We start from the raw sequence: 23,167 nt of genomic DNA, 5'->3' as shown, positions 1-23,167 counted from the left end.
TCAATCGAGGTCTTAGAAAAAGGCTGAGTATGGACCCCCTACCCAGCCTTTTTCTTATATGATATGGACCTTGAGGCCATTTTCTGTAAATACATCAACCATTGCTTTTTCTGCCTTTTCCTTATCCGATCCATGAACTTCCAGCTTATAATCGTTCTTATCAGATAACGACACACTTAATCCTAAAAAGCTTTTGACGTCAATGACTTTGTGGGGAGTATGTAACACAATACTCGAATCAAACTTGTTTGCCGTATGAACGATGTTTAGCACTTTCCTGCTTTCTTTTGAACCTGTTTCCAATCCCTTTGCAACATTCAGCCCGGCATTCATTTTTTTCTCATCCATTCCAACCAACCTCTCTTTTATTATTTGCCTCTGTGAAATCTCCTGTGGAATTCAAGTAATATGGTTCATCTATGTTGAGCGGCATTTCCAGCACAGTTCATAGTGTTATAGAAGTATATTCATTATGTTCAAATCGAACGTGATTTTCAAGAGAATCTTTGGGATTAATATAATTAGGCAAATAAGGATAATAAAAAAATAAGTAGGGTTATATATTTATCCGAAATATATTCCTATAATGACGAACAGGCTTTCTTAAAAAATCCGCATTTTACGCGGGATAAATGTTTGTAAGGATCATGGTCACAATGGAGAGGCTTTAGCAATGATAGAAAGCGCCTGTCCAAATCAATAAAGACAGGTTTTGATTATAAATAAATCGACACATGGAGGGACTGCAGATGATCAATTTAGGTATTCGAGCACATGACCTTGAACGTTTACCTTTAGAACAATTAGTCGAAAGGGTTTCCGGAAAAGGGTTAACATCCGTTCAGCTTGCCTTGGCAAAATCGATTGGGGAGGAAAGTACGGAAACAGGCAGTTTGAGTCCGGGCTTCGCTCACTACGTAGGCAGGACATTTTCGGACAGGAGTGTTCAAATTGCCGTTCTTGGCTGTTATATCAATATGATTCACCCTTATTATGACGAAAGAAGAAAAGCGCTGGAACGCTTCAAAGAGCATATCCGCTATGCCCGTGATTTCGGGTGCAGCATTGTAGGGACGGAAACGGGTAATGTCCATCCGGAAATCCAATATACAGAAGAAAATTTTCATGAACAGCCTTTTTGGGACGTCGTACAAAGTGTGCGTGAGCTTGTATCAGAAGCCGAAAAATTCGGTGTGATAGTCGGAATTGAAGGGGGAGTCAATCACCCGATCTATTCCCCAGCCGTTATGAAGAGGTTGTTGGATTGTGTGGATTCTCATAATCTTCAAGTTATTTATGACCCTGTAAACTATTTGACCGGCGAAAACTACGAGCAGCAGGAAGCGATCATTGAGGAAGCGTTCGAACTATTCGGGGACCGAATCGCGATTATGCATGCGAAAGATTTCCGAATTGAAGACGGTACACTCCAGGTCGTCCCAGTGGGGAAAGGTCTATTAAACTACGACGCGGTGTTTAAGTATATGAAGAGAAAGAAACCGTTCGTCAACATTTTGATGGAAGAGACGAAAGAACCGTATATCAACGAAAGTATCGACTACTTAACAAACAAATGCAAGCAGGCATAAAACCAATAAAACAAAAGAATGTAGTTGTTTTTTTTGGAATTTAGCCCAAAATATTTTTACTTATGTTGATTATTTTTTGAATTATCTTTATAATGAAAGCGCAGTCAAAAAACAGAATATCAAAAAAATGATAATTCTTGGAGGTAAAGATGATACAGAGTGAAGTGACACTGAAGAAGGAAACCGTACTGGATCACATTGATTCCCTTATAGAAAACCTGGCTCAAATAAAGGATGACACAGGTGAATTTCTCTTAAACTTTGATGGACTTGTGGTGGATGACAAAAGCTGGCATGTTTGGAATTGGCCTCAGGGTGTTGGTTTGTATGGGATTTACAACTTATATAAGCTGACGAAAAATGAAAGGGCTTTAAAAACGGTAAACGAATGGTTTGACGCGAGGTTTAAAGAAGGGGTCCCGCCGAAAAACGTCAATACGATGGCTCCGTTTCTTACCTTAGCTTATATGTATGAGGACACCGGTGATCAAACCTATGTCCCTTATTTGGAAAAGTGGGCCGATTGGGTTATGTACGATATGCCTCGTACCAAAGAGAACGGTTTGCAGCATATGACCTATGGTCCGCCGAATACCGAACAGTTGTGGGATGACACGCTGATGATGACGGTGTTGCCACTGGCCAAAATTGGTCAGCTTTTGAACAAGCCCGAATATATCGAAGAAGCGAAAAGGCAGTTCTTAATTCACACGAAATATTTATGCGATACAAAGACAGGGTTATGGTATCACGGCTGGACATTTGAAGGTAACCACAATTTTGCGAATGCTTTGTGGGGCAGGGGGAACTGCTGGATCACTATCGCCATCCCGGAAATCATTGAAATGCTGGACTTGAAAGAAGGGGATTTTTTCCGGGAGTTTCTTCTCGAGACTTTGAATCGTCAGGTTGAAACGTTAGCTGAACACCAACATGAAAGCGGTTTATGGCATACGCTGATTGACGATCCGGATTCCTATTTGGAAGCATCCGCAACAGCTGGATTTGCGTATGGAATATTGAAGGCTGTCCGAAAACGCTACATTGATGAAAAATACGCGGAAGTCGCCAGCCAGGCGATTCAGGGTGTCGTAAACGAAATCAATGAAGACGGAGCCGTTCAAAAAGTTTCTGTCGGAACGGGCATGGGGGACACGCTGGAATTCTACAAAGAAATCAAAACGACGACGATGCCGTACGGGCAGTCTCTGGCTGTTTTGTGCCTGACGGAATATCTGCACACGTATATCTAATAAGCTTCACAATCCTTACACGGATCATGATGGTGGTCCGTGTAAGCCTTTAAAACTTACAGAGGAGGAAAGAGCATGAAGAGGAATGTCATCTTGTTGTTAGTAGGTGCATGTGTCCTTACGATGATTGCTGGTTGTGGCTTGAATGCTAAAGCAGGTGATCAGGTCGTCTTACGTTTTGCTTATGCCAGTAATGCACCGCCTGTCAAAGAGGCGATGGCAGAGTTTGGTCGATTGCTTGAAGAGAAAACCGATGGGGAAGTCATCGTCAAATATTATCCGGATTCCCAACTAGGCGGGGAAAGGGAATTAATTGAGTTGACTCAGACGGGGGCGGTCGACATCACTAAGGTTAGTGGATCTGCTCTGGAAAGTTTTTCTGACCGCTATTCGATTTTTGGTATCCCGTATTTATTTGATGGAGAAGAACATTTCTACAATGTCATGGAAAATGAAGAAATCATGGACCCGATTTATCAGTCGACTTCAGATCTTGGGTTTGTTGGATTGACATACTATGATTCTGGACAGAGAAGTTTCTATATGAAAGACGGCCCTGTGGAATCCCCGGAAGATATTAAAGGGAAGAAGATCAGGGTGATGCAGAGTGAGACGGCCATTGAAATGATCGAGTTGCTCGGCGGTTCCCCGACACCTATGAGCAGTGGAGAAGTGTACACCTCTTTACAACAAGGGATTATTGACGGGGCAGAAAATAATGAATTCGTTTTAGTGACAGCTGGACATGGAGAAGTGGCGAAGTACTATTCTTATGATCAGCATACGAGAGTGCCTGACATTGTGGTCATGAATGAAGCCACGTTGAATAAATTGACACCTGAACAAAGGGAAGCGGTTCATGAAGCGGCGGAAGAATCAACAGTATACGAGAAGAAAGTATGGAAAGCCGCCGTTGAAAAAGAAAAGCAGATGGCGATAGAGGAGCACGGCGTAGAATTTAATGAAGTGGATAACACACCATTTAAAGAAGCCGTACAGCCCCTTCACGACGAATTCAAAAATAATGAAGAATTCAAGGATCTATATAAAGCGATTCAAGAAATGAGCGGTCAATAAGTAAGGGGGGAATCAAATGGAAACAGTGAAAGTGTACGTGGACAAAATACTCTTGGGTGTAACGGCTGCTTTGTTCCTTATTATGGTAGCGGTTACAACATGGCAGGTCATTGCCCGATATGTTCTGAGCAACCCGAGTACTATCACGGAGGAGTTTATACGATTCAGTCTGATCTGGCTTTCGATGTTAGCCGCCTCGTATGTCGTTGGAAAAAGGAGTCACATCGCATTCACGATGATCAGTGACCGGTTCAAAGGAAAGAACAAAGTAGGGTTAGAGCTTTTCATACAATCCGCCTTTTTACTCTTTTCGTTGGCCATCATGACGTATGGGGGAGGGAAAGCTATCTCGATTACGATGTCCCAACTGTCCCCTTCCTTAGGGATACCGATGGGATACGTGTATCTGTCCTTGCCGGTATCAGGCTTGTTGATCACGTTCTACAGTATCGTGAATATGGTTCAGTTGTTAAAAAAAGATAAAACTACGCCTATGGAAAAATGGGATAGCGTGGAATACGAAAAAGCAGGTGAAGTTCTATGATCTTACAGGCTAGCTTAATTTTGGCCCTTGTTTTTGCAGTTCTACTGGCGGTAGGTATACCGATAGCGATCAGTATTGCCGTTGCGTCTTTAGCTACCATCTTACTGATCCTGCCTATCGATATAGCGGTTTTCTCCTCAGCGCAAAAGATGATAGCCAGTATTGACAGCTTTTCTTTGATAGCGGTTCCATTTTTCATTTTATCTGGAATTATTATGAATAACGGTGGGATTGCCGCGAAGTTGGTGGACTTTTCTAAGCTGTTGGCGGGAAGGGTCCCGGGTTCTCTTTCCCATACGAACGTTATCGGAAACAGCCTGTTCGGTTCGATTTCCAGCTCTGCAATCGCTGCCTCCACAGCTATCGGCGGGGTCATGGTCCCGCTGCAAGAAAAAGAGGGATACGATCGGAAATTTGCAGCGGCTGTCAATATTGCCTCAGCGCCGGCTGGAATGGTCATCCCTCCAAGCACCGGTTTCATCATTTTCTCCCTTATCAGTGGAGGGACTTCGATCGCAGCTCTATTCATGGGCGGATATGTAATCGGTGTCCTCTGGGCTCTCGCGATTATGATTGTCTCTTACATCATTGCTAAGAAAAGAAAATATCCGGTTGTGACAGAGAAATCCAATTTGAATGTGAAAAAAATCGTTTGGGAAGCTGTTCCGAGTATCCTCTTGATTTTTATCATTATCGGCGGAATACTTACTGGCGTGTTTACGGCAGTTGAAGCATCAGCTATTGCTGTCGTGTACTCCTTCATTTTGGCTTTCTTCTTTTATAAGACGATCACGTTGACACAGCTGCCACATGTGATGGCTCAGGCCGTTGAAATGACAGGAGTGATCATGCTTCTGATTGCTGCTTCTTCCTTAATGTCATTTGCTATGGCTTTCACAGGTATTCCGGCGGCGCTGAGCAGCCTGGTGTTAGGCATTTCTGATAATCCGATCATCATTTTGCTTGTCATGAACCTTCTCCTGCTGTTAATCGGTACGGTTATGGACGTAGCGCCGGCGATTCTAATTTTCACCCCGATTTTTATGCCGATTGCTACAGGTATTGGTATAGACCCTGTTCATTTTGGAATCTTCTTCATTCTCAACTTGTGCGTTGGTACCATTACACCTCCGGTTGGAACAGGACTCTTTGTAGGATCGAGTGTAGGGAAAGTGAAGATCGAACAAGTACTGAAGCCACTCCTTCCATTTTATGCAGCGATTTTCGTTTTACTTATGCTAGTCACATACATTCCGCAAATCAGCTTATTCTTACCGAACCTGCTGGGACTATAACTCATAAGCACACCTCGTCATCAATCATGGTGTGCTTTCCATAGACCCTCTCTAATTAACTGAATTTTCTCTTAATTTATAATCTATTTGGATAGCCGTTTGCAACGATTTCAAATAATACAAAAAAGGTGATGAAACATGTATTTGAATAAATCTTCTCTTGTTAAAAAGGTATGTATGATCGCTTTAGTTGTCCCTCTACTGATGATGGGAACGTTCCGTGCTTCCGCCTCTGATTGGAAAAAACACGAGGGAACAGGAAATGGGGAAGGTGTGCAGTTGGAATATCTCGACCGCGGACTGGTTGCGGCGTCTACCTCTGAAGGGGTATTCCTGAGCTGGAGGCTGTTGGCTGACGAGGTGACCGGTTCTTCCGGTACAGGTCTGACGGGTACAACTTTTCAAGTCTATCGTAACGGAAGTAAGATTGCCACAGTGGAAGACAGTACGAACTATTTGGACAAGGACGGGGCGGATCAATCGGAATATTATGTCACAGCTATAAGGGACGGGCAAGAAATCGACCAAAGTTCATCCGTTTCTCCATGGGAAAATCAGTATTATGAACTGCCGCTTGTAAAACCGGAAGATGGGACGACACCTGATGGAGAAACTTATACTTATTCCGCTAACGACATGAGCGTAGGTGATGTGGATGGCGACGGACAGTATGAATACTTTGTGAAATGGAATCCATCAAACTCGAAAGACGTCTCCCAGGTAGGCTATACCGGAAATACATATATCGATGTCTATGAGCTTGACGGAACTCTCCTTTACCGCCTTGATTTGGGAGTGAATATCAGGTCGGGGGCGCATTATACGCAGTTCTTAGTCTATGACTTTGACGGAAACGGAAAATCAGAATTGATGCTGAAAACGGCTCCCGGTACAAAGATTATTCAGTACGATGATGCGGGGAATGTAACATCGGAGGAATTCATCACCATGCCTGAAGAAGACAGGAAAAATGGCTACAGTCATAAGGACGATTACCGGATGAGCAGTGATGATTATTATGAGCACGTTGTAGAAATGTTCATGAACTGGCATGAGCATGAGGAAGTGACAAGTGGTCATTGGCCAGAGACGCTTGAGGAAGCTTTCGAAATCGAGAAACGGTACAGCTATCCGTTATCAAGAGAAGATGCGGAAAGTCTGACAGATTACTTCATGGATGAGTATGCTCCAAGTAGAAGCAGCCGTAACAACTTAAGGGAATTTGAAGGCTTCATATTGGAAGGGCCGGAATATTTGACCGTATTTAACGGGGCGACGGGTGATGAAATGGACACGGTCCATTACAAGCCGGGACGCCATGATGATGGTCTTATGTGGGGAGACTATGCGATGTCGAGAATTGAGCCCGGTAACCGGGTCGACCGTTTTCTCGCCGGAGTCGGTTACCTGGATGGGAAACAACCCTACGCCATTTTCGCGCGTGGTTACTACACGAGAGCTTCCCTTGTGTCTTACAGCTGGGACGGGAAGCGGATTGAGGAACACTGGTCGGTGGATAGTGGCTGGACTCCGATGAGCAATCCTTTCAATGACCGGCCCCATGATCAATCAGGGACGGATGTTGAATTCGGCTCCCTCACTAATCAGGGATTCCACTCATTGAGTGTGGCGGATGTAGATGATGATGGCAAGCAGGAAGTGATCTATGGAGGAGCCGCAATTGATCATGATGGTACGTTGATGTACAGTTCAAAGGATACATTACCGGCCCAAAGTGCAGCACCGGGGACTGACGCTAAACTGGGACATGGAGATGCGATGCACGTAACGGATATCGACCCGGATAGACCGGGATTAGAGATATTCTCTGTTCATGAAAATGGCGCCACTGCTCCGTATGGATATGTTTTACGGGACTCCGGGACAGGTGAAGCGATTTATGGCGGCTACACAGGGAAAGATACCGGTCGCGGAATGATCGGGGACATTGACCCTGAGCGGAGAGGCCTGGAAACGTGGGCAGTTGGAGTATGGACGGCAGATGGTGAACAAATCAGTACGGAAACACCGGGTACAAACATGAACATCAAGTGGTCTCCGGATATGACGACACAAATCGTTACAGGTGCATCGGAGGACACGCCTTCCATTGAAGACTGGCAAGAAGGGAATCTGCTCACAGCTACAGATACGTTGACCAACAATGGTACAAAAGGGAACCCTGCCCTTGTAGCCGATCTATTCGGTGATTGGAGAGAAGAATTGCTGTTGCGAACAAAGGACAGTTCTTCCATTCGGATGTATCTCAGTACAGAGGTGACGGATCACAAATTATATACATTAATGCACAACCCGCAATATCGGGTGGGAATCGCAAGACAAAACTCGGCGTATAACCAGCCTACCTACACTAGCTTCTATCTCGGATCGGATATGGACTGGAATAGCGTTCCTGTTCCAGATTTATCGACTTCCAGTTTCCTCTCGGTGTTACAAAACAGGATGGGTGAATATGAGGAAAGCGGAGAACTAACGGGTCCTTTACTCTACCAGTTAACGAACACTTTGAAACAGGTGAGGCACCATTTGGAAAAGGGATCGGAAAAGCAGGCGCTCAAATTTTTGAACAAGTATGAGGAACGGCTTAACGATGAAACGAAGCAGAAATACATCTCTCCCCAGGCTAAAAGAAACTTGACCCATTATGTTCAACTTTTAACCGATCAGTGGGAAAAGAAGGGAAATAAGTAGGACAAAAAGATAAAACATCCGTAGGCCGTCTTACAGGTGACTGGGGGCGGTCTTTCTATCGACCTCAAAGGAAGAGTGGATGCCGATTATTGTGTAGCCGGTGCCCTCTTACCTTTAAGGATATGAAGGTTTGTAAATGTTTATTTTTGTTCGTTTATATATTATAATGAGGAGTGTGAAGAAATAAGGAGGCATGAAATGATGTTATCTATTGAACGATATGAAATCATTTTAAATAAATTAGAAACGGACAAAACGGTCAAAGTCTCCCAGCTAAGCCAATTGCTTGGTGTAACGGAAAAAACCGTACGAATCGATTTAGAAGCTTTGGAGGAAAAGGGATTATTGAAGAGGATCCATGGTGGTGCTATGTTGGAGAACAAGGAAGGGGAAATCCTACCTGTCAGTGAGAGGCAATCCAGCAAGACAGAAATTAAGGACGCCATCGCAAGGGAAGCTGTAAGGATGATTGAACCACATGAAACGATTCTAATGGATGGAGGAAGTACGACGAGTGCGATTTCGGAAAGGCTCGGTGACTTCCCGGTAACCGTTATTACCAACGATATCAAAATTGCGTACATTCTTTATGATAAAGAAAATGTCCAGCTTGTTGTGCTAGGGGGCACCCGGATTCATCATTCTTCTTCATTGCTCGGAGATCAGGCTACAGAAGCTTTGAAAAGGCTGAGGGTGAATCGTCTTTTCTTTGGAACGACAGGCTTTTCTATTGAGCATGGTTTAACGGTACTTAATAGCCTGCACGCCGACTGGAAAAGGAAGATCATAAACTGTGCCGATCATGTCACTCTCGTAGCAGATTCTACGAAATACGAAAAAGTAGCTTTGGTGCAATTTGCCGAGATAACAAATGTAAGTGAACTTATAACGGACGATCAATTAGACCACTCTGCCATAAAAGAGATAGAGGATAAAGGCGTTAATGTTAGGGTTGCAATAAAAGAATAGTAGATTAATGGTGTGGAAAGGTTGAATTTTCCGAAATCAAATGGTAATATACAAACTGTAACGAACATTTTCAAACAAAAGAGAACTTTCAATTCAGGGAGGTAAATCATTTGATAGAATCGCTTTTTTCTTTAAAAGGAAAAGTTGCATTAGTGACTGGTTCCAGCAGAGGGCTGGGACAGGGGATTGCGGTCGGTCTTGCAAAGGCTGGCGCAGACATTATCGGTGTAAGTTCTGGAAATAGTAAGTCAGACACGAAGGAGCTTGTTGAGGGTTCAGGATCGAAATATTATGAATTAACGGCAGATCTTACGGATCCTGAAGCAGCCAAACAGCTGGCTTCACAGGCTACCTTATTAACTGGAAATGTGGATATTTTAGTCAACAACGCTGGAATCATTCGCCGCAATCCTGTAACGGAGCATGCAGACGAGGATTGGGAGAGTGTCATCAACATTAACCAGAACTCCGTTTTCTATTTATCACGCGAAATCGGAAAGCATATGCTGGAGCGGGAATCTGGAAAAATCATCAACATCGCTTCCATGCTATCTTTTCAGGGAGGATTGACCGTTCCGGGATATACCGCCAGTAAACATGCTGTGGCCGGGATTACTAAATCCTTAGCCAATGAATGGGCAAGTAAAGGCTTAAATGTAAACGCTATCGCCCCGGGATATTTTGCGACAGATAATACAGCGCCGATTCGTGAAAATCAAGAGCGTAAATCCTCTATTGAAGCAAGAATCCCTCAGGGCAGATGGGGAACCCCGGAAGATTTACAGGGAGCAGCTATTTTCCTCGCCTCTGATGCAGCGAACTACTTGAATGGCCACATCCTTTGCGTTGATGGTGGATGGATGAGCTCTTAATAAATTTATAGAAAGATTCAAAAATGAGAGGAGAATGGAAATGGAAGTAAGGTATGCAACTAACCCGACAGATGTTAAACAGTATGATGGTGAAAGATTAAGAAGTGAATTCCTGGTAGAGTCCCTTTTTGTAGAAGGTGAAATCAATATGGTGTATTCTCACTATGATCGAGTCATTACTGGGGGTGCTGTCCCGACAGTGAAACCTCTGAAACTAGAAGATCAGGAAACTCTGAAAACTGAATTCTTCCTGGAACGAAGAGAAATCGGCATCATCAATATCTCTGAAGGGAAAGGGAAAGTCATCGTCGATGGGGAAACTTATGAACTGAACAAACGCGACTGCCTTTATGTCGGTCGCGGAAATGAAGACGTGCAGTTGGATAGTGTCGATGCTTCTAAGCCTGCCCGTTTTTATTTAGCCTCTGCAACTGCTCATAAGGAATATCCGACAAAAAAACTTCCGATTGAAGATGCCACTCCTACGAAATTAGGATCTGACGCGGAATCTAACAATCGTACGATCTATAAATATATCCACGGAGATGGTTTGCAAAGCTGTCAACTGATGATGGGCATGACGCTTCTTGCCCCGAACAACATGTGGAATACGATGCCGCCGCACGTGCATGATCGCCGTATGGAAGCTTACTTATATTTCGATATGGACGAAGAATCCCGTGTATTCCATTTCATGGGCAAGCCGGATGACACCCGTCATATAGTGGTGAAAAATGAACAAGTAGTTCTTTCTCCCCCTTGGTCGATCCACTCAGGTGTTGGTACAAACAATTATACCTTTATCTGGGCCATGGCCGGAGAAAATTATACATTCGATGATATGGATCACGTGAAAATGGAAGAGTTAAAATAAAGGTAATCAGGGAACCATCAGAAGCGGGAGGTACTCTCTCGCTTCTGGTGGGAATTTTTTAATCTGACCATTGGAAGATCAAAATGATGAACAGGAGCGAAATCATGGATGTTATAACTCTTGGTGAAAGTATGGTTCTATTCAAGCCGGGTTCGACAGGTCCGCTCAGATATGTAGATTCTTATAGGAAAACAGTGGGCGGGGCGGAGACGAATGTTGCTATTGCCCTGACAAGGCTCGATCACCAGATAGGCAGGCTGGATTAGCAAACTCGGTCAGGATGAGTTCGGGCTGTATGTCCAGAATGTCATCCGGGGAGAAGGGGTGGACACTTCTGGCGTAGCTTTCGATAACCAGGCTCCTACGGCTGTATTTTTTAAAGAAAGAATGACCAATCAGGATCCAAACATTTACTATTACCGGCACCATTCCGCAGCGAGTTTGCTATCTCCTGATGATTTGGACGAAAACTATCTTCAATCGGCCAAATACCTTCATTGAGCGGAATCACTCCAGCTTTAAGTGAGAGCTGTAAAGAAACAGTGGATGAAGCGATCAAGCTGGCAAAAAAACATAAGAAGACCATTATTTTCGACCCGAATATACGTTTGAAATTGTGGTCGGAAGAAAAGGCCAGACAAGTACTTATGGAAATTGCCGGGCAGGTGGATATTGTGTTACCAGGCATAGAAGAGGGCAAACTTCTGACGGGATCCAGTGACCCTAAAGAAATCGCCGAAGTTTTCATAAATCAGGGAGCGAAAGTTGCCGTAGTCAAGCTTGGAAGTGAAGGAGCGTATTTTGCCACAGAAAGTGAGAATGCATATGTTTCAGGGTATCAAGTAGACGAAGTAGTGGATACGGCTGGAGCAGGAGATGGTTTCGCAGCAGGTTTCATTTCAGGGCTATTACGTGGATGGGACTATGAGAAAGCTGTCAAGTTCGGCAACCGAATCGGAGTTACGCTTTATCTGTGGAAGGAGATATGGAAGGCTATCCTTTCTGGGGGCAAGTTAACCCTGACCAATCTCAGCAAATAATTTCTCGTTAGGAAGTGTGTGTGATGATCAATAAAATTACTCTATTCCATCAGGTAGTAGAAAGTGGTGTCGTGGCTGTTATTCGTAAAGTACCGGAACATGCTGTTGAACAGGTTTGTGAAAGTCTGATTAAGGGGGGTGTAAATGCCCTTGAGGTAACCGTTGATGATCCGAATGGACTCGCTGCTATCCGAAAACTGACGACTGCCTTCAAAGGTAAGGCGATTATTGGAGCGGGAACTGTCCTGGATAGTGAAACGGCAAAACAGGCGATTGATAGTGGGGCTGAATTCATTGTAAGCCCGGTGTTGAACGAAGACGTTGTGAAAACGACGCTTCGATATGGCAAACTATCTGTTCCAGGGGTCATGACGCCGACGGAGGCCATTACGGCTTATGAGATGGGAGTCGACATGGTGAAAGTTTTCCCGGCCTCTTCCGTAGGGGCTTCGTTCATTAAGAACATGAAAGGACCGTTACCTCAAATTCCAATCATGACGACAGGTGGCGTTGATCTCGATAATGCGGCAGACTTTATAAGGGCTGGAGCAGTTGCTATTGGGGCAGGTGGAAACCTTGTCAATCATACTTTAATTGCAGAAGGAAATTTTGCTGAATTGGAACAAATGGCTACATCCTATACCGAAGCCGTAAGAGAAGCGAGATCATAACCCTTCTTTTCCGCAGCGAGATTGAGCTGCGGAAATCCATATACCTCTCGTGTCGACTACATAAGGGAGAGGGTGAACGATAATTGTCAGTGGATATCCTACATCAGCTACTTCAGGAAACAGAGGAAGAAAAATCACTGTTACAGAAAAGCAATCAAGTGAAAAAAGACCTCTATACAAATAGTGGGGATTTTATCATTCAAAGTGAGAAGTTGATGGATTCAGATAAAATGATCATGATCAGGAAACATGCAAGATATGCGGATTTTCCGAAGCATAAGCATGACTATATCGAGATGAATTATGTATACAGCGGCAAACTCGAGCAAACCGTAGGGGAGACCCCGATTCGGCTGAAACAAGGGGAATTGATTCTGCTGAATCAGTTTATTGAGCATGAAATAAAAGCATGTGAACGAGAAGATATCATTATCAACTTCATCATCCGCCCCAAGTTCTTTGAATATATTTTCACCTATTTGACGACCGATAATACAGAGAATACAATGAATGATTTCCTGATAAACAGTCTATTTGAACATACGCAGAATGGACAGTTCCTTTATTTTGCCGTTTCTGAAGTGGAGTCCATCCAGGAGCTCGTCAAACAGGTGATTAGGGAAATTATGGAGCCGAGCCTCTTGTCTCAGTCTTCAATCAAGCTGTATATGGGTTTACTCATGATTGAGCTCGTCAAACATTCTGATAAACTGAAAAAGCTTAACGACGGGAATCTTGAACATCAGATGATCATGAAAGCCTTAAAATATATTGAAGAGCATTACCGGACGGCCAATTTATATGAACTGGCAGAAGAATTGAATCAAACTCATTATTGGCTCAGCAAGAACATTAAAAAAATAACGAACAAAAACTTTAAAGATTTATTACAGGAGAAACGATTAAGTGTAGCGATGGATCTATTAAAAATCAATCATCTCTCCATTTCTTCTATTGTGGAACAGGTAGGATATGACAACATCAGTTACTTTTACCGGATTTTCAAAAAGAAATACGGAGTAACTCCGAAACAGTACCGGGACCAATTTGGAGAGATCTAGAAGTGTGGCGATAATCAAGTGCCCCACTTCTTTTTTTATGTGCCAAAAAAGGATAGAAAATGGCCTGAAAAGAGGGAGAATCCCGAATCAGGGCTGGCTGTTCCACACATTTCACATCTTTTTCTGTTGCAAATAAGGACAATAATTAAATGAATGGCGTTATTTTAAGAAACGGGATAACCCTTTATGATAAACGTAGTTAGCGCTTACACGAAGAGGTGATGATGTGAGTAAATATAGTATAGCCGTGGACATAGGAGCTTCCAGCGGCAGGTTAATGGCGGGCAAGGTGGAAGAGGACAGGTTAACCCTTCAGGAAATCCACCGTTTTGAAAATAAGATTAGCAAAAACGGAGCGTTTTTCTGCTGGGATATGGAGAAGATTTTTCATGAAATCAAAGCCGGGATAAAGAAGTGTTGTACGGCTGAAATAGAACCCGTAAGTATCGGAATTGACACGTGGGCTGTTGATTTTGTTCTGTTGGATGAGAATGATGAATTGTTGACGGAAGCTGTCTCCTATCGTGATCAAAGGACAGACGGGATGATGGAGGAAGTCCTTCAAATCGTGAGTAAGGAAACATTGTATTTCGAAACCGGCATCCAGTTTCAAACATTCAATACGATTTATCAGCTTTATTACTTGAAAAAAAATCACCCGGAAATATTGGATAAGGCAACATCATTTCTCATGATTCCGGATTATTTGAACTTTTTACTAACGGGTGTGAAAGCCAATGAATATACGAACGCCACATCCACCCAGTTAGTGAATGCCTTTACGAAGCAGTGGGATAAGGAATTGATAGAACAGTTAGGCATTCATTCTTCCATGTTTCACGAAATAAAGCCTCCTAAAACAAAACTTGGCCCCTTGAGAAAAGAGCTGGCTGATGAATTCGGTTTTGATATGGAGGTCATTTTACCAGCGACGCATGATACAGGGTCAGCTGTCCTGTCTGTCCCGTCAGTCGATGAAACGATTTATCTCAGCTCAGGAACCTGGTCTCTCATCGGAGTTGAAAATCGATTCCCGATTTGTGTCCCAAAGGCAATGGATTACAACTTCACGAATGAAGGGGGAATCGATTATCGCTTTCGCTTCTTAAAGAACATTATGGGGCTTTGGATCATCCAGGAGGTCAAGCGGAATTACCATGATCACTATTCTTTCGCGGACTTTGTAGACTTAGCCCATGAGGCGAGGCATTTCACATCTAAGGTCGAGGTGGACGATCAACGCTTTTTAAAACCGGAAAATATGGTGGAAGAAATTCGGAAGTACTGTACAGAAACGGATCAGGCCCCTCCTTCAACGCCGGGAGAAGTCGCTAAATGTGTGTTTGACAGTTTAGCAGATCGATATAAACAAGCGATCCGGCAAATTGAAGAGATTTTTGAAAAAGAGTTCTCCACGATTAATGTCATTGGTGGTGGATGCCAGAATGAAATGTTAAATCAGCTAATTGCAGATTCAACGGGGAAAGAGGTGCTCGCCGGACCGGTAGAGGCTACGGCAATCGGAAATATTGTTTCACAATTACTCTCTCTCGAGGAATTGGAGAGCATTGATCAGGCCAGGGACCTTATTAGACGATCCTTTTCTATTAAGGAATATGTGAAGGTTTCCGTATAAAAAAAAGAGGAGGAACGGACATGACCATTAAAGGAAATTTTGAATGGGCGAAAGAAGAATATGAAAAATGGGGCGTTAATGTAGAGGGAGCCCTTGAAAAATTAAAGAACGTACCGATTTCGATTCACTGCTGGCAGGGGGATGATGTCGAAGGGTTTGAAGTGAACCAGCAGGAGCTTTCGGGAGGAATCGATGTGACTGGAAATTATCCGGGTAAAGCATCGACTCCGGACGAACTCCGAAGCGATTTGGAGATGGCGCTTTCCCTGATCCCTGGTCACCATCGGATCAACCTTCACGCGATCTATGGGGAAACAAAAGGGGAAGTAGTTGAACGGGATGAACTGAAGCCAGAACACTTTGAAAACTGGGTCAATTGGGCAAAAGATAATAAACTTGGCCTGGATTTCAATCCCACCCTGTTCTCCCACCCGAAAGCGGATGACGGGTTAACGTTGTCCCACCCGGATCCATCTATCCGAGACTTTTGGATTCGTCACTGTATCGCCAGTCGTAAAATTGGAGAATATTTTGGAAAAGAGTTAGGAACACCTGCCCTGACAAATATATGGATCCCTGATGGGTACAAAGATATTCCTAGTGACCGTCTGACGCCAAGGAAACGATTGAAAGAATCACTGGATAAGGTTTTTGCAGATAAGGTTGATGAACAATACAATGTGGATGCTGTAGAAAGTAAGCTGTTCGGAATTGGATCGGAAGCCTATGTGGTAGGTTCTCATGAATTTTATATGGGATACGCCTTGAAGAACAACAAATTATGCTTATTGGATACAGGACACTATCATCCTACAGAAGTCGTATCGAATAAAATTTCGGCTATGCTATTATACAGCGATCAGGTCGCTCTCCATGTTTCAAGACCTGTAAGATGGGATAGTGATCATGTGGTTGCACTGGATGATGAACTGAAAGAAATCGGAATGGAAATTGTCCGAAACGATGCGCTGGATCAGGTTCGTATAGGGCTGGACTTCTTTGATGCAAGCATTAACAGAGTCGCAGCCTGGACGATTGGTACACGGAATATGCTCAAAGCTTTATTATATGGTCTGCTGCTTCCAAATGACCATTTGAAGGAACTGCAGGAAGCGGGGAATTTCACGGATCGTTTAGCCTTGATGGAGGAGTTCAAGACGTATCCGTTCGGTGCTATCTGGGATTATTATTGCGAGGAAATGGATGTTCCTGTCAAAGAAACATGGTTGAATGATGTCCGGAAATATGAGGAAGAAGTTCTATCCAAGCGATCCTGAAAAACGAGTACGTATAGCTTTTCAATATAAAACATCCACCACTGAAGCCCCTCAGTGGTGGATGTTTTTGTGTACGAGAGAAAAGGGATAGATTTCGGGTTAAATTCTATCCCTTTTCCCTCAAATGACTTCCTGTTGAGAAACTGTATCGACTACTGTGACTTCTATACCTCTTTCTTCCAGTTGTTGCAGGGCGGAAGGGTAGGCATTGTGATCGGTAATTACCCGGTGAATGACATCCAATTGATCGATCCGGGAGAAATCCTGAACACCAAATTTGCTGTAATCGACTAAAACATACGTCCGTTCTGCACTATTCACCATCGTTCTTTTTATGATGGCCTGATGTTCATCGGATTCACTCATCCCACGTTCTGTATGAAGCCCTTTGCATGAAATAAAAGCTTTATCAACAAAATAGGTTTTTAAAGAAGCTTCAGCTAAAGGACCAACATAAGAGAGCGATTTAGATAATAATGTTCCCCCTGTTGAAATGACCGTAATCTCTTTCTTGTCGCTCAATTCCAGAGCCACTTTAATGGAATTGGTAAGGACGGTCAGCGGTTCATCAGGTAAAGCTTTAGCCATATACCAGGCTGTTGTGCTGGCATCTAATAAGATTTTGTCCCCAGAGTTAACATGCTTTACAGCTTCCAGAGCAATCAGCTTTTTTTCTTTAATATTTATGATTTCACGCTTGGTATAAGGGATTTCTGATGAATCGGAAGGTTGAAGGCTAACGGCTCCCCCGTGACTTCTCGCCAGCTTTTTATTCTTTTCCAGCTTTTCTAAATCTCTTCGGATGGTTTCTTCTGTAACAGAAAAAATCTTACTCAATTCCGAAACCCTTACACTTTCTTGTTCATTAACAAGTTCAACAATTCTTTGCTGTCTTTCAGCTATGAGCATTTACACACCAACTTTCTATAGATCGAGGAAAATTGCCTGTTTGAATTTAAGGATAGCATATATGATCGGTGAAAAAACCTCTTTCTTTATTCGGTGAAGTACTTTTCAGGCGGGTTTACCGAAAACCTTTTAGCAAGTGCCTTTAAGTCCTGATCTGTGATCATTTGTCTGATTCCTTCTTTGTGGGCACTTGTTAGCATATAGATGTGCGCTGCTTTTTCAACGGTTTCGAGCAGTCCGAATGCCTCTGATAAGGATTTACCTGCACCGAAAATCCCGTGATGCGGCCAGACTACTAGCCGGAAGTCCGTCATTTTCTCAGCCGTTTTCCGTCCGATTTCATCTGTGCCTGGCACCATCCATGGCAGAATCCCTACCCCTTCCGGAAAAACCACGAGGCATTCTGTGCACATCTTCCAGAGCGTTCTTGTAAAAAAGACTTCATTCAGTTCATGGTTGAAGGTCATGGCGATTAAATGTGTCGTGTGGGAATGCATGATGACCCTATGAGAGGGATCCTTTTTCAAACGGGTGATATGGCTCATGAAATGTGATGCCAGTTCACTTGTAGGCGGAGCTCCGTCGCGCAGTCCCCATAACAATTCTATACTTTCACCATCGGCACTTACACGTATAATTCCGAGACACTCTTCCGGGGTTTCCCGTACATGACGGAAGTATTTCCCAGACCCTGTAACGATAAAGTATTTACCGGCAAGTTCAGGTACCGGGAAAGCTAAGTCGATAGTTCGTAGTACATGATTTACATTTAAGTAGTTCGAGACTTCTCCTTCATCCAATAGGCAGCTGATATTTCCGCCATTCAGCTCATCCCATCCACGATTCCACATATCATAGGTATTGTTCATCATATCTTGTATAAAAGGTGCGTCTAAAATGGTTTGATTTATTTGTACATTGTTCATAACACTCATCTTGTAAATCCTTTCTGCTAACTAAAGCCTTTATTTATTTTTGATATCCATTAATCCCATTAGCCCTCTTGGAAAAGCCATTGTATATGGACAAGCACCCAAATGGATTGGGATGAAAAGCATTACTTTCTTTTAAAAAAATACGGGGAGATACCTTATAAAATCTTCAAATCCTTCTGGTGGAAACGTTTTTTTAAACCACAACTGGTAATATCTATCTCCATGATAACCTTGATTAACCCTCTAAATCAACAAAAACAAAAGCAAAAAAAGGTCGTTTTTTGCCTTTTTGTTGTAAATGGTTGGTGGGATGATTATCCTTTCTTTTGGAACAGGATGAAATCTGAAGATCGAAAGGTTAGTCATTACCGTGGAGAACGCTCGAAGCTCTAGCGTTTGCCATACATTCCTTTTACTCCAGGTGGAACACTTCTTGTAAATCAAAGGAAACCGGACGATGATCCGGATGCGTTTCCATCACAGGACTCATATATTTCCACCATTTTTGATTAATTTCTGTCTCCGCCATTTCACTCCATAACTTCTCATCCTGGATCTCAAGGTACCCATACAGTTCGCTCGTCTTTGAGTTTAGAAAAATAGAATAACTTTTCACACCGTGCTTACGAAGTTCTTCTACCATCTCCGGCCAGATTTCCCGATGCCTCTTTTCATATTCTTGTTGTTGGTCTGGATAAACTTTCATTATAAATGCTTTTCTGAACATATTTTCACCTCATTTATTTAAGTCCTATTGCCTCATAGATTCTTTGAAAGTTACCTACATAATAAAGTCATACCCCCTACAAGTCAACAAAAACAAAACAAAATAAAAGTTATTTCTTTGTTTTTGTTGACTTATTTCTTTTGCAATTTTATGATGATAAAAGAAAATCCAATTCAATATAAAGGGTGGAGGATAACATGAAAGAAGTGAAAGCGTTAACAAAAGAATATCAAATGTATATTGATGGGGAATTTGTTGATTCGAGTAATCAGGAAAAGATTGAAGTAACAAACCCTGCAACTGAGAGGGTCATTTCTACCGTGCCAAAAGCAACCCTGGAAGACACGCAAAAAGCCATTGAGTCTTCCGAACAAGCACAAAAACAATGGAGAAAAAAATCATCCTCTGAGAGGGCCAAATATCTATTTGCGATTTGTAATGAGCTTCGCAACAATGTGGACGAGCTAGCTGCTGTCATTTCGGAAGAGATGGGGAAAACATTGGACCTGGCGAAGGTTGAAGTGAGTGTAACGGCAGATTATTTCGAATACATTGCTGGTTGGGCGCGCAAGTATGAAGGGGAAATCGTTCCGAGTGACCGGGAAAACGAAAACATTTTAATTTACAAACAACCGATCGGAGTGGTGGCCGGGATTTTACCGTGGAACTTCCCGTTCTTCCTAATAGCAAGAAAAGCAGCACCAGCTCTATTGACCGGCAATACGATTGTACTTAAGCCGAGCAGTATTTCTCCAAATAATGCCTTGGAATTTACGAAAATTCTTGACAAAGTAGGGCTGCCAAAAGGGGTCATCAATATTGTCACAGGGGCAGGCAGAGTAGTGGGTGAAGAACTTTCCAAAAACCCTAAAATTAGCATGATCAGTCTGACCGGAAGTACAGATGCCGGAACGAAAGTGATGGAGAAAGCATCTCAAAACATTACAAATGTCTCTTTGGAATTGGGCGGAAAAGCACCATCCATTGTCATGGATGATGCGAATATTGATTTAGCCGTTAAATCAGTCATCGACTCCCGTGTGATTAATACAGGTCAAGTATGTAACTGTACAGAGCGTGTTTATGTCCATGAAGATGTAGCAGATGAATTCATAACAAAAATTACGAAAGCGATGTCTGAAGTCACCTTTGGTAATCCGTTAGAAAATAAAGGTGTGGACATGGGACCACTTTCCAGTGAAGGTGGTTTGAAGAATGTGGAAGATATGGTAGCACGTGCGGTTGAAGGAGGCGCCAAAGTCCTTACAGGCGGAAAGCGTGGAGACGATACAAAAGGTTATTACTACGAACCGACGGTATTGGTCAACGTTGATAACAGTATGGAAATCATGCGCGAAGAAATATTCGGCCCTGTTTTACCGATCTCTATTTTCTCCACATTGGATGAAGCAATCGAACTTGCTAATGATTGTCAATATGGTTTAACTTCCGCCATTTTTACACAGGACATCAATCATATAATGAGAGCAAGCAACGAATTGGAATTCGGTGAGACTTACGTCAACCGTGAAAGTTTTGAAGCTATCCAAGGATTCCATGCGGGTTGGAAGAAATCGGGTATTGGTGGGGCCGATGGGAAACATGGACTGGAAGAATTTTTGCAAACTCATGCCGTCTATATCCAATATTAATAAATTAACTTTATATATTAGCTTGTCAATATAATACGCTCCCCTTTAGATAAAACCAGTTGGTTTTATCTAAAGGGATTTTTATATGTAAAAAAATCCTATAGTTTACGTTCGAGCAAAAAGTGCTAACAGCTTACGAGAATGGAAAAACCCCGTTCCGAAAATTGACTGTTTAATGGGCTATCAGGGTGAGGTGGTTAATAAGTATGTTAATCAGGTGTAACAGTCAGCTAATCCTCTCGAATTACTTAAAAAGTAAAACTATTAAGCCCGGATGGATACATACAATTGTATTCTTTAATTACAAAGAGAGGATTTTAAATGTTTGGTCAGATAATAATAGTGTTCAAAGGATAACAGATTAGTCGGAATTAAAGAGGTATTTGAGAGATGAAATATCATCAAAAGATCGGAAAACATCAATTGCTGAGATGCAGAAAAGCAAGGGTATTATTAAAAAGTCAAATTATATTATTTAAGTCCTATAGTGTAGGAAGTATCAGTTGTTGGGTAAAAATAATTTGAGAGAGCCCGCTGTGGAAAAGAAAATTAAAGAGACAAAAGAATTTCTATTAGCTTTCAGAAGGCTGCTATTTTTATAAGTGGAATGTTATTGTTCCTGCTATTTCAATGAGTAGCATACTCTGCTTTTACATGACTGGATTCTAACTGGTTACTAACTACACTTACAAGTCTCTCAAGAGTTTATAAACTTTTGGAAGGCTTTTTTTCTTTGTAAAAATACATGTGGTAAAGGGGCGATTTTTTGAAATAATGGTTATTCAAGACAATTAATCTCAAAACTGAGTCTTCAAGTGAAGGGTAGGATTGGACAAGACTCAGCTTCCAGATAAACGGGCTCCGTTGCCTTCTTCAGAGTCAAGTGTTGGGGGATCCACTCGTTGTTATCCTGCGTAGATGACAGCAAGCAAGCGTCCTTATACTTGCAACCCCCCTGTACATAAGAAAAGATGGCCTTTTCACTTGGGGATCTATTGAATACTTATCTATATAAAACAAGTATTTCTCTTGCTCTATCTTTAACTTTATCAATTAAATTCAATGGGGAAAGAATTTTCACTTGGTTACCAAAACCTACTATAAAATTAACAGCTTCATCTTCAGTATTGAAAGTCAATTCTAATTCTGTCCAGTAATGGTCTCTAACTTTCACATCATCTGCTTGAACGAAGCGTCCAGTAAACCTGATTCGTTCAAGAGCAAAAGGAGAAACTGTTACTTTCACACGAAACTCAGGTAGACTTTGCACGAATTGCTTTTTGGAGTTCTCCCAATGGTCAAAAAGGTTAAAATCACGAGGCCTGTTAAACTGTTCATCCATTAATTCACATTCAGTAATTCGCGTGATTTTATAGTTGCGAAATTCATCGGAGCTATTCATTGATACCACATACCAAGTGCTTGATTTGGCAACTAGTCCAAGTGGTTTGATTACATATTCTTTTGTTTCCGCATTTGCTTTTTGGTAAATAATCTTCACTTTTTTATTATTCATAACTGCTTCTTTCATTACTTTCATGGCAGGGTTTATTTCAATTTTATTATTCCTCCATCTCCCCATATCCACATGGACCCTTTCCCAAAGTTTTTCCACACTTTGCTTGGTTTCTTCTGGTAAGGACAATAGTAGTTTATCCCTGGTATCCTTTGAGGAAGGACCCATATTCAAATCATTAATAATCTTTTCAGCATGAGGCAAAAATAGTGATAGTATTTCTTTTTCCTTCAACCAACTTAATTTTTGTTTCCAGTTATCGACAAGCCGCCACCCTCCTGCTTGTCCTCTTTCAGCATAAATTGGGATACCAGCAGCACTTAATGCTCCCATATCCCTATGGATGGTCCTTTCGGAAACCTCAAGTTCTTTTGATATTTCTCGAGCAGATACGACTTCGCCATGTTGTAAAAGAAGTAAAATCTTAATTAACCTTTCAGCTCTCATCAGCTATTCTCCTTAATTTCTTTAATCATGACATTAGATGTCATATATCTAATTTAATATATAGGTACATGGAAAGAAAGGATGGGAGGAACTAAGAATTTAGAAAATCAC

The 23,167-nt window shown here is 42.3% G+C and carries 22 protein-coding genes; 17 read left to right on the top strand and 5 right to left on the bottom strand.

Annotated features, from left to right (window positions below):
* Positions 1–54 precede the first annotated feature (54 nt).
* Entirely contained in the window at positions 55–348 is a 294-nt protein-coding gene (locus BMZ58_RS09370) for an HPr family phosphocarrier protein (protein ID WP_244151524.1), read from the bottom strand.
* A gap of 401 nt (positions 349–749) precedes the next feature.
* On the opposite strand from BMZ58_RS09370, the gene BMZ58_RS09365 reads away from it, so the two are divergent.
* The 16 genes from BMZ58_RS09365 to rhaA all read left to right on the top strand — a co-directional run bounded on the left by BMZ58_RS09365 (position 750) and on the right by rhaA (position 16,870).
* Positions 750–1,589: a sugar phosphate isomerase/epimerase family protein gene (locus BMZ58_RS09365; RefSeq protein WP_075036276.1), complete on the top strand. Its 840-nt coding sequence runs from the start codon at positions 750–752 to the stop codon at positions 1,587–1,589.
* Positions 1,590–1,738: 149 nt separating this feature from the next.
* Entirely contained in the window at positions 1,739–2,842 is a 1,104-nt protein-coding gene (bglB, locus tag BMZ58_RS09360) for a beta-galactosidase BglB (RefSeq protein ID WP_075036275.1), read from the top strand.
* 75 nt (positions 2,843–2,917) lie between these two features.
* The gene (locus tag BMZ58_RS09355; RefSeq protein WP_075036274.1) at positions 2,918–3,919 is read left to right on the top strand and encodes a TRAP transporter substrate-binding protein; all 1,002 of its coding nucleotides are present in this window, start codon (positions 2,918–2,920) and stop codon (positions 3,917–3,919) included.
* A 16-nt stretch (positions 3,920–3,935) separates the two neighbouring features.
* The gene (locus tag BMZ58_RS09350; protein ID WP_244151523.1) at positions 3,936–4,463 is read left to right on the top strand and encodes a TRAP transporter small permease; all 528 of its coding nucleotides are present in this window, start codon (positions 3,936–3,938) and stop codon (positions 4,461–4,463) included.
* Positions 4,460–5,758, top strand: coding sequence for a TRAP transporter large permease (locus BMZ58_RS09345; RefSeq protein WP_075036273.1), 1,299 nt, complete (start codon positions 4,460–4,462; stop codon positions 5,756–5,758). The genes BMZ58_RS09350 and BMZ58_RS09345 overlap by 4 nt, the downstream gene beginning before the upstream one ends.
* A gap of 138 nt (positions 5,759–5,896) precedes the next feature.
* A complete protein-coding gene (locus tag BMZ58_RS09340) occupies positions 5,897–8,470 on the top strand; it encodes a rhamnogalacturonan lyase (RefSeq protein WP_075036272.1) in 2,574 nt (857 codons plus the stop codon).
* A 198-nt stretch (positions 8,471–8,668) separates the two neighbouring features.
* Positions 8,669–9,439, top strand: a complete 771-nt coding sequence (locus BMZ58_RS09335) for a DeoR/GlpR family DNA-binding transcription regulator (protein WP_244151522.1) — start codon at positions 8,669–8,671, stop codon at positions 9,437–9,439.
* 113 nt (positions 9,440–9,552) lie between these two features.
* On the top strand, positions 9,553–10,311 hold the full coding sequence (gene kduD, locus BMZ58_RS09330; RefSeq protein WP_075036310.1) for a 2-dehydro-3-deoxy-D-gluconate 5-dehydrogenase KduD: 759 nt from the start codon (positions 9,553–9,555) through the stop codon (positions 10,309–10,311).
* A 40-nt stretch (positions 10,312–10,351) separates the two neighbouring features.
* Complete coding sequence (gene kduI / locus BMZ58_RS09325; RefSeq protein WP_208601415.1) at positions 10,352–11,185, top strand: 5-dehydro-4-deoxy-D-glucuronate isomerase; 834 nt, start codon at positions 10,352–10,354, stop codon at positions 11,183–11,185.
* Positions 11,186–11,289: 104 nt separating this feature from the next.
* Complete coding sequence (locus tag BMZ58_RS21710) at positions 11,290–11,451, top strand: hypothetical protein (protein WP_341864774.1); 162 nt, start codon at positions 11,290–11,292, stop codon at positions 11,449–11,451.
* A complete protein-coding gene (locus BMZ58_RS21705) occupies positions 11,447–11,686 on the top strand; it encodes a PfkB family carbohydrate kinase (protein ID WP_341864777.1) in 240 nt (79 codons plus the stop codon). Before BMZ58_RS21710 ends, BMZ58_RS21705 begins: the two co-directional genes overlap by 5 nt.
* On the top strand, positions 11,683–12,225 hold the full coding sequence (locus BMZ58_RS21700; protein WP_341864773.1) for a PfkB family carbohydrate kinase: 543 nt from the start codon (positions 11,683–11,685) through the stop codon (positions 12,223–12,225). Before BMZ58_RS21705 ends, BMZ58_RS21700 begins: the two co-directional genes overlap by 4 nt.
* A gap of 23 nt (positions 12,226–12,248) precedes the next feature.
* Positions 12,249–12,896, top strand: coding sequence for a bifunctional 4-hydroxy-2-oxoglutarate aldolase/2-dehydro-3-deoxy-phosphogluconate aldolase (locus tag BMZ58_RS09315; protein ID WP_075036270.1), 648 nt, complete (start codon positions 12,249–12,251; stop codon positions 12,894–12,896).
* An 89-nt stretch (positions 12,897–12,985) separates the two neighbouring features.
* The gene (locus BMZ58_RS09310; RefSeq protein ID WP_244151521.1) at positions 12,986–13,957 is read left to right on the top strand and encodes an AraC family transcriptional regulator; all 972 of its coding nucleotides are present in this window, start codon (positions 12,986–12,988) and stop codon (positions 13,955–13,957) included.
* Between the two features lie 226 nt (positions 13,958–14,183).
* A complete protein-coding gene (rhaB, locus tag BMZ58_RS09305) occupies positions 14,184–15,593 on the top strand; it encodes a rhamnulokinase (protein ID WP_075036268.1) in 1,410 nt (469 codons plus the stop codon).
* A 20-nt stretch (positions 15,594–15,613) separates the two neighbouring features.
* Positions 15,614–16,870, top strand: coding sequence for an L-rhamnose isomerase (rhaA, locus tag BMZ58_RS09300; RefSeq protein ID WP_075036267.1), 1,257 nt, complete (start codon positions 15,614–15,616; stop codon positions 16,868–16,870).
* A gap of 120 nt (positions 16,871–16,990) precedes the next feature.
* Here the strand turns inward: rhaA and BMZ58_RS09295 are convergent, their stop codons facing one another.
* From BMZ58_RS09295 to rhaM, 3 genes are all read right to left on the bottom strand, one after another.
* Positions 16,991–17,779, bottom strand: coding sequence for a DeoR/GlpR family DNA-binding transcription regulator (locus BMZ58_RS09295; protein WP_075036266.1), 789 nt, complete (start codon positions 17,777–17,779; stop codon positions 16,991–16,993).
* A gap of 86 nt (positions 17,780–17,865) precedes the next feature.
* Positions 17,866–18,714: a rhamnulose-1-phosphate aldolase gene (gene rhaD, locus BMZ58_RS09290; protein ID WP_075036265.1), complete on the bottom strand. Its 849-nt coding sequence runs from the start codon at positions 18,712–18,714 to the stop codon at positions 17,866–17,868.
* Positions 18,715–19,126: 412 nt separating this feature from the next.
* Entirely contained in the window at positions 19,127–19,441 is a 315-nt protein-coding gene (rhaM, locus tag BMZ58_RS09280) for an L-rhamnose mutarotase (RefSeq protein WP_075036263.1), read from the bottom strand.
* A 197-nt stretch (positions 19,442–19,638) separates the two neighbouring features.
* Here rhaM and aldA point away from each other — a divergent pair, with 197 nt between their 5' ends.
* On the top strand, positions 19,639–21,093 hold the full coding sequence (gene aldA, locus BMZ58_RS09275) for an aldehyde dehydrogenase (protein WP_075036262.1): 1,455 nt from the start codon (positions 19,639–19,641) through the stop codon (positions 21,091–21,093).
* 1,003 nt (positions 21,094–22,096) lie between these two features.
* On the opposite strand, the gene BMZ58_RS09270 is transcribed toward aldA, so the two are convergent.
* On the bottom strand, positions 22,097–23,056 hold the full coding sequence (locus tag BMZ58_RS09270; RefSeq protein ID WP_075036261.1) for a helix-turn-helix transcriptional regulator: 960 nt from the start codon (positions 23,054–23,056) through the stop codon (positions 22,097–22,099).
* Positions 23,057–23,167 lie beyond the last annotated feature (111 nt).

The organism is Halobacillus dabanensis (genome assembly GCF_900114165.1).
Lineage (GTDB): Bacteria > Bacillota > Bacilli > Bacillales > Halobacillaceae > Halobacillus > Halobacillus dabanensis.
Note: the sequence above shows the minus strand (reverse complement) of the source record. Positions and strands in the feature narration are given on the sequence as shown.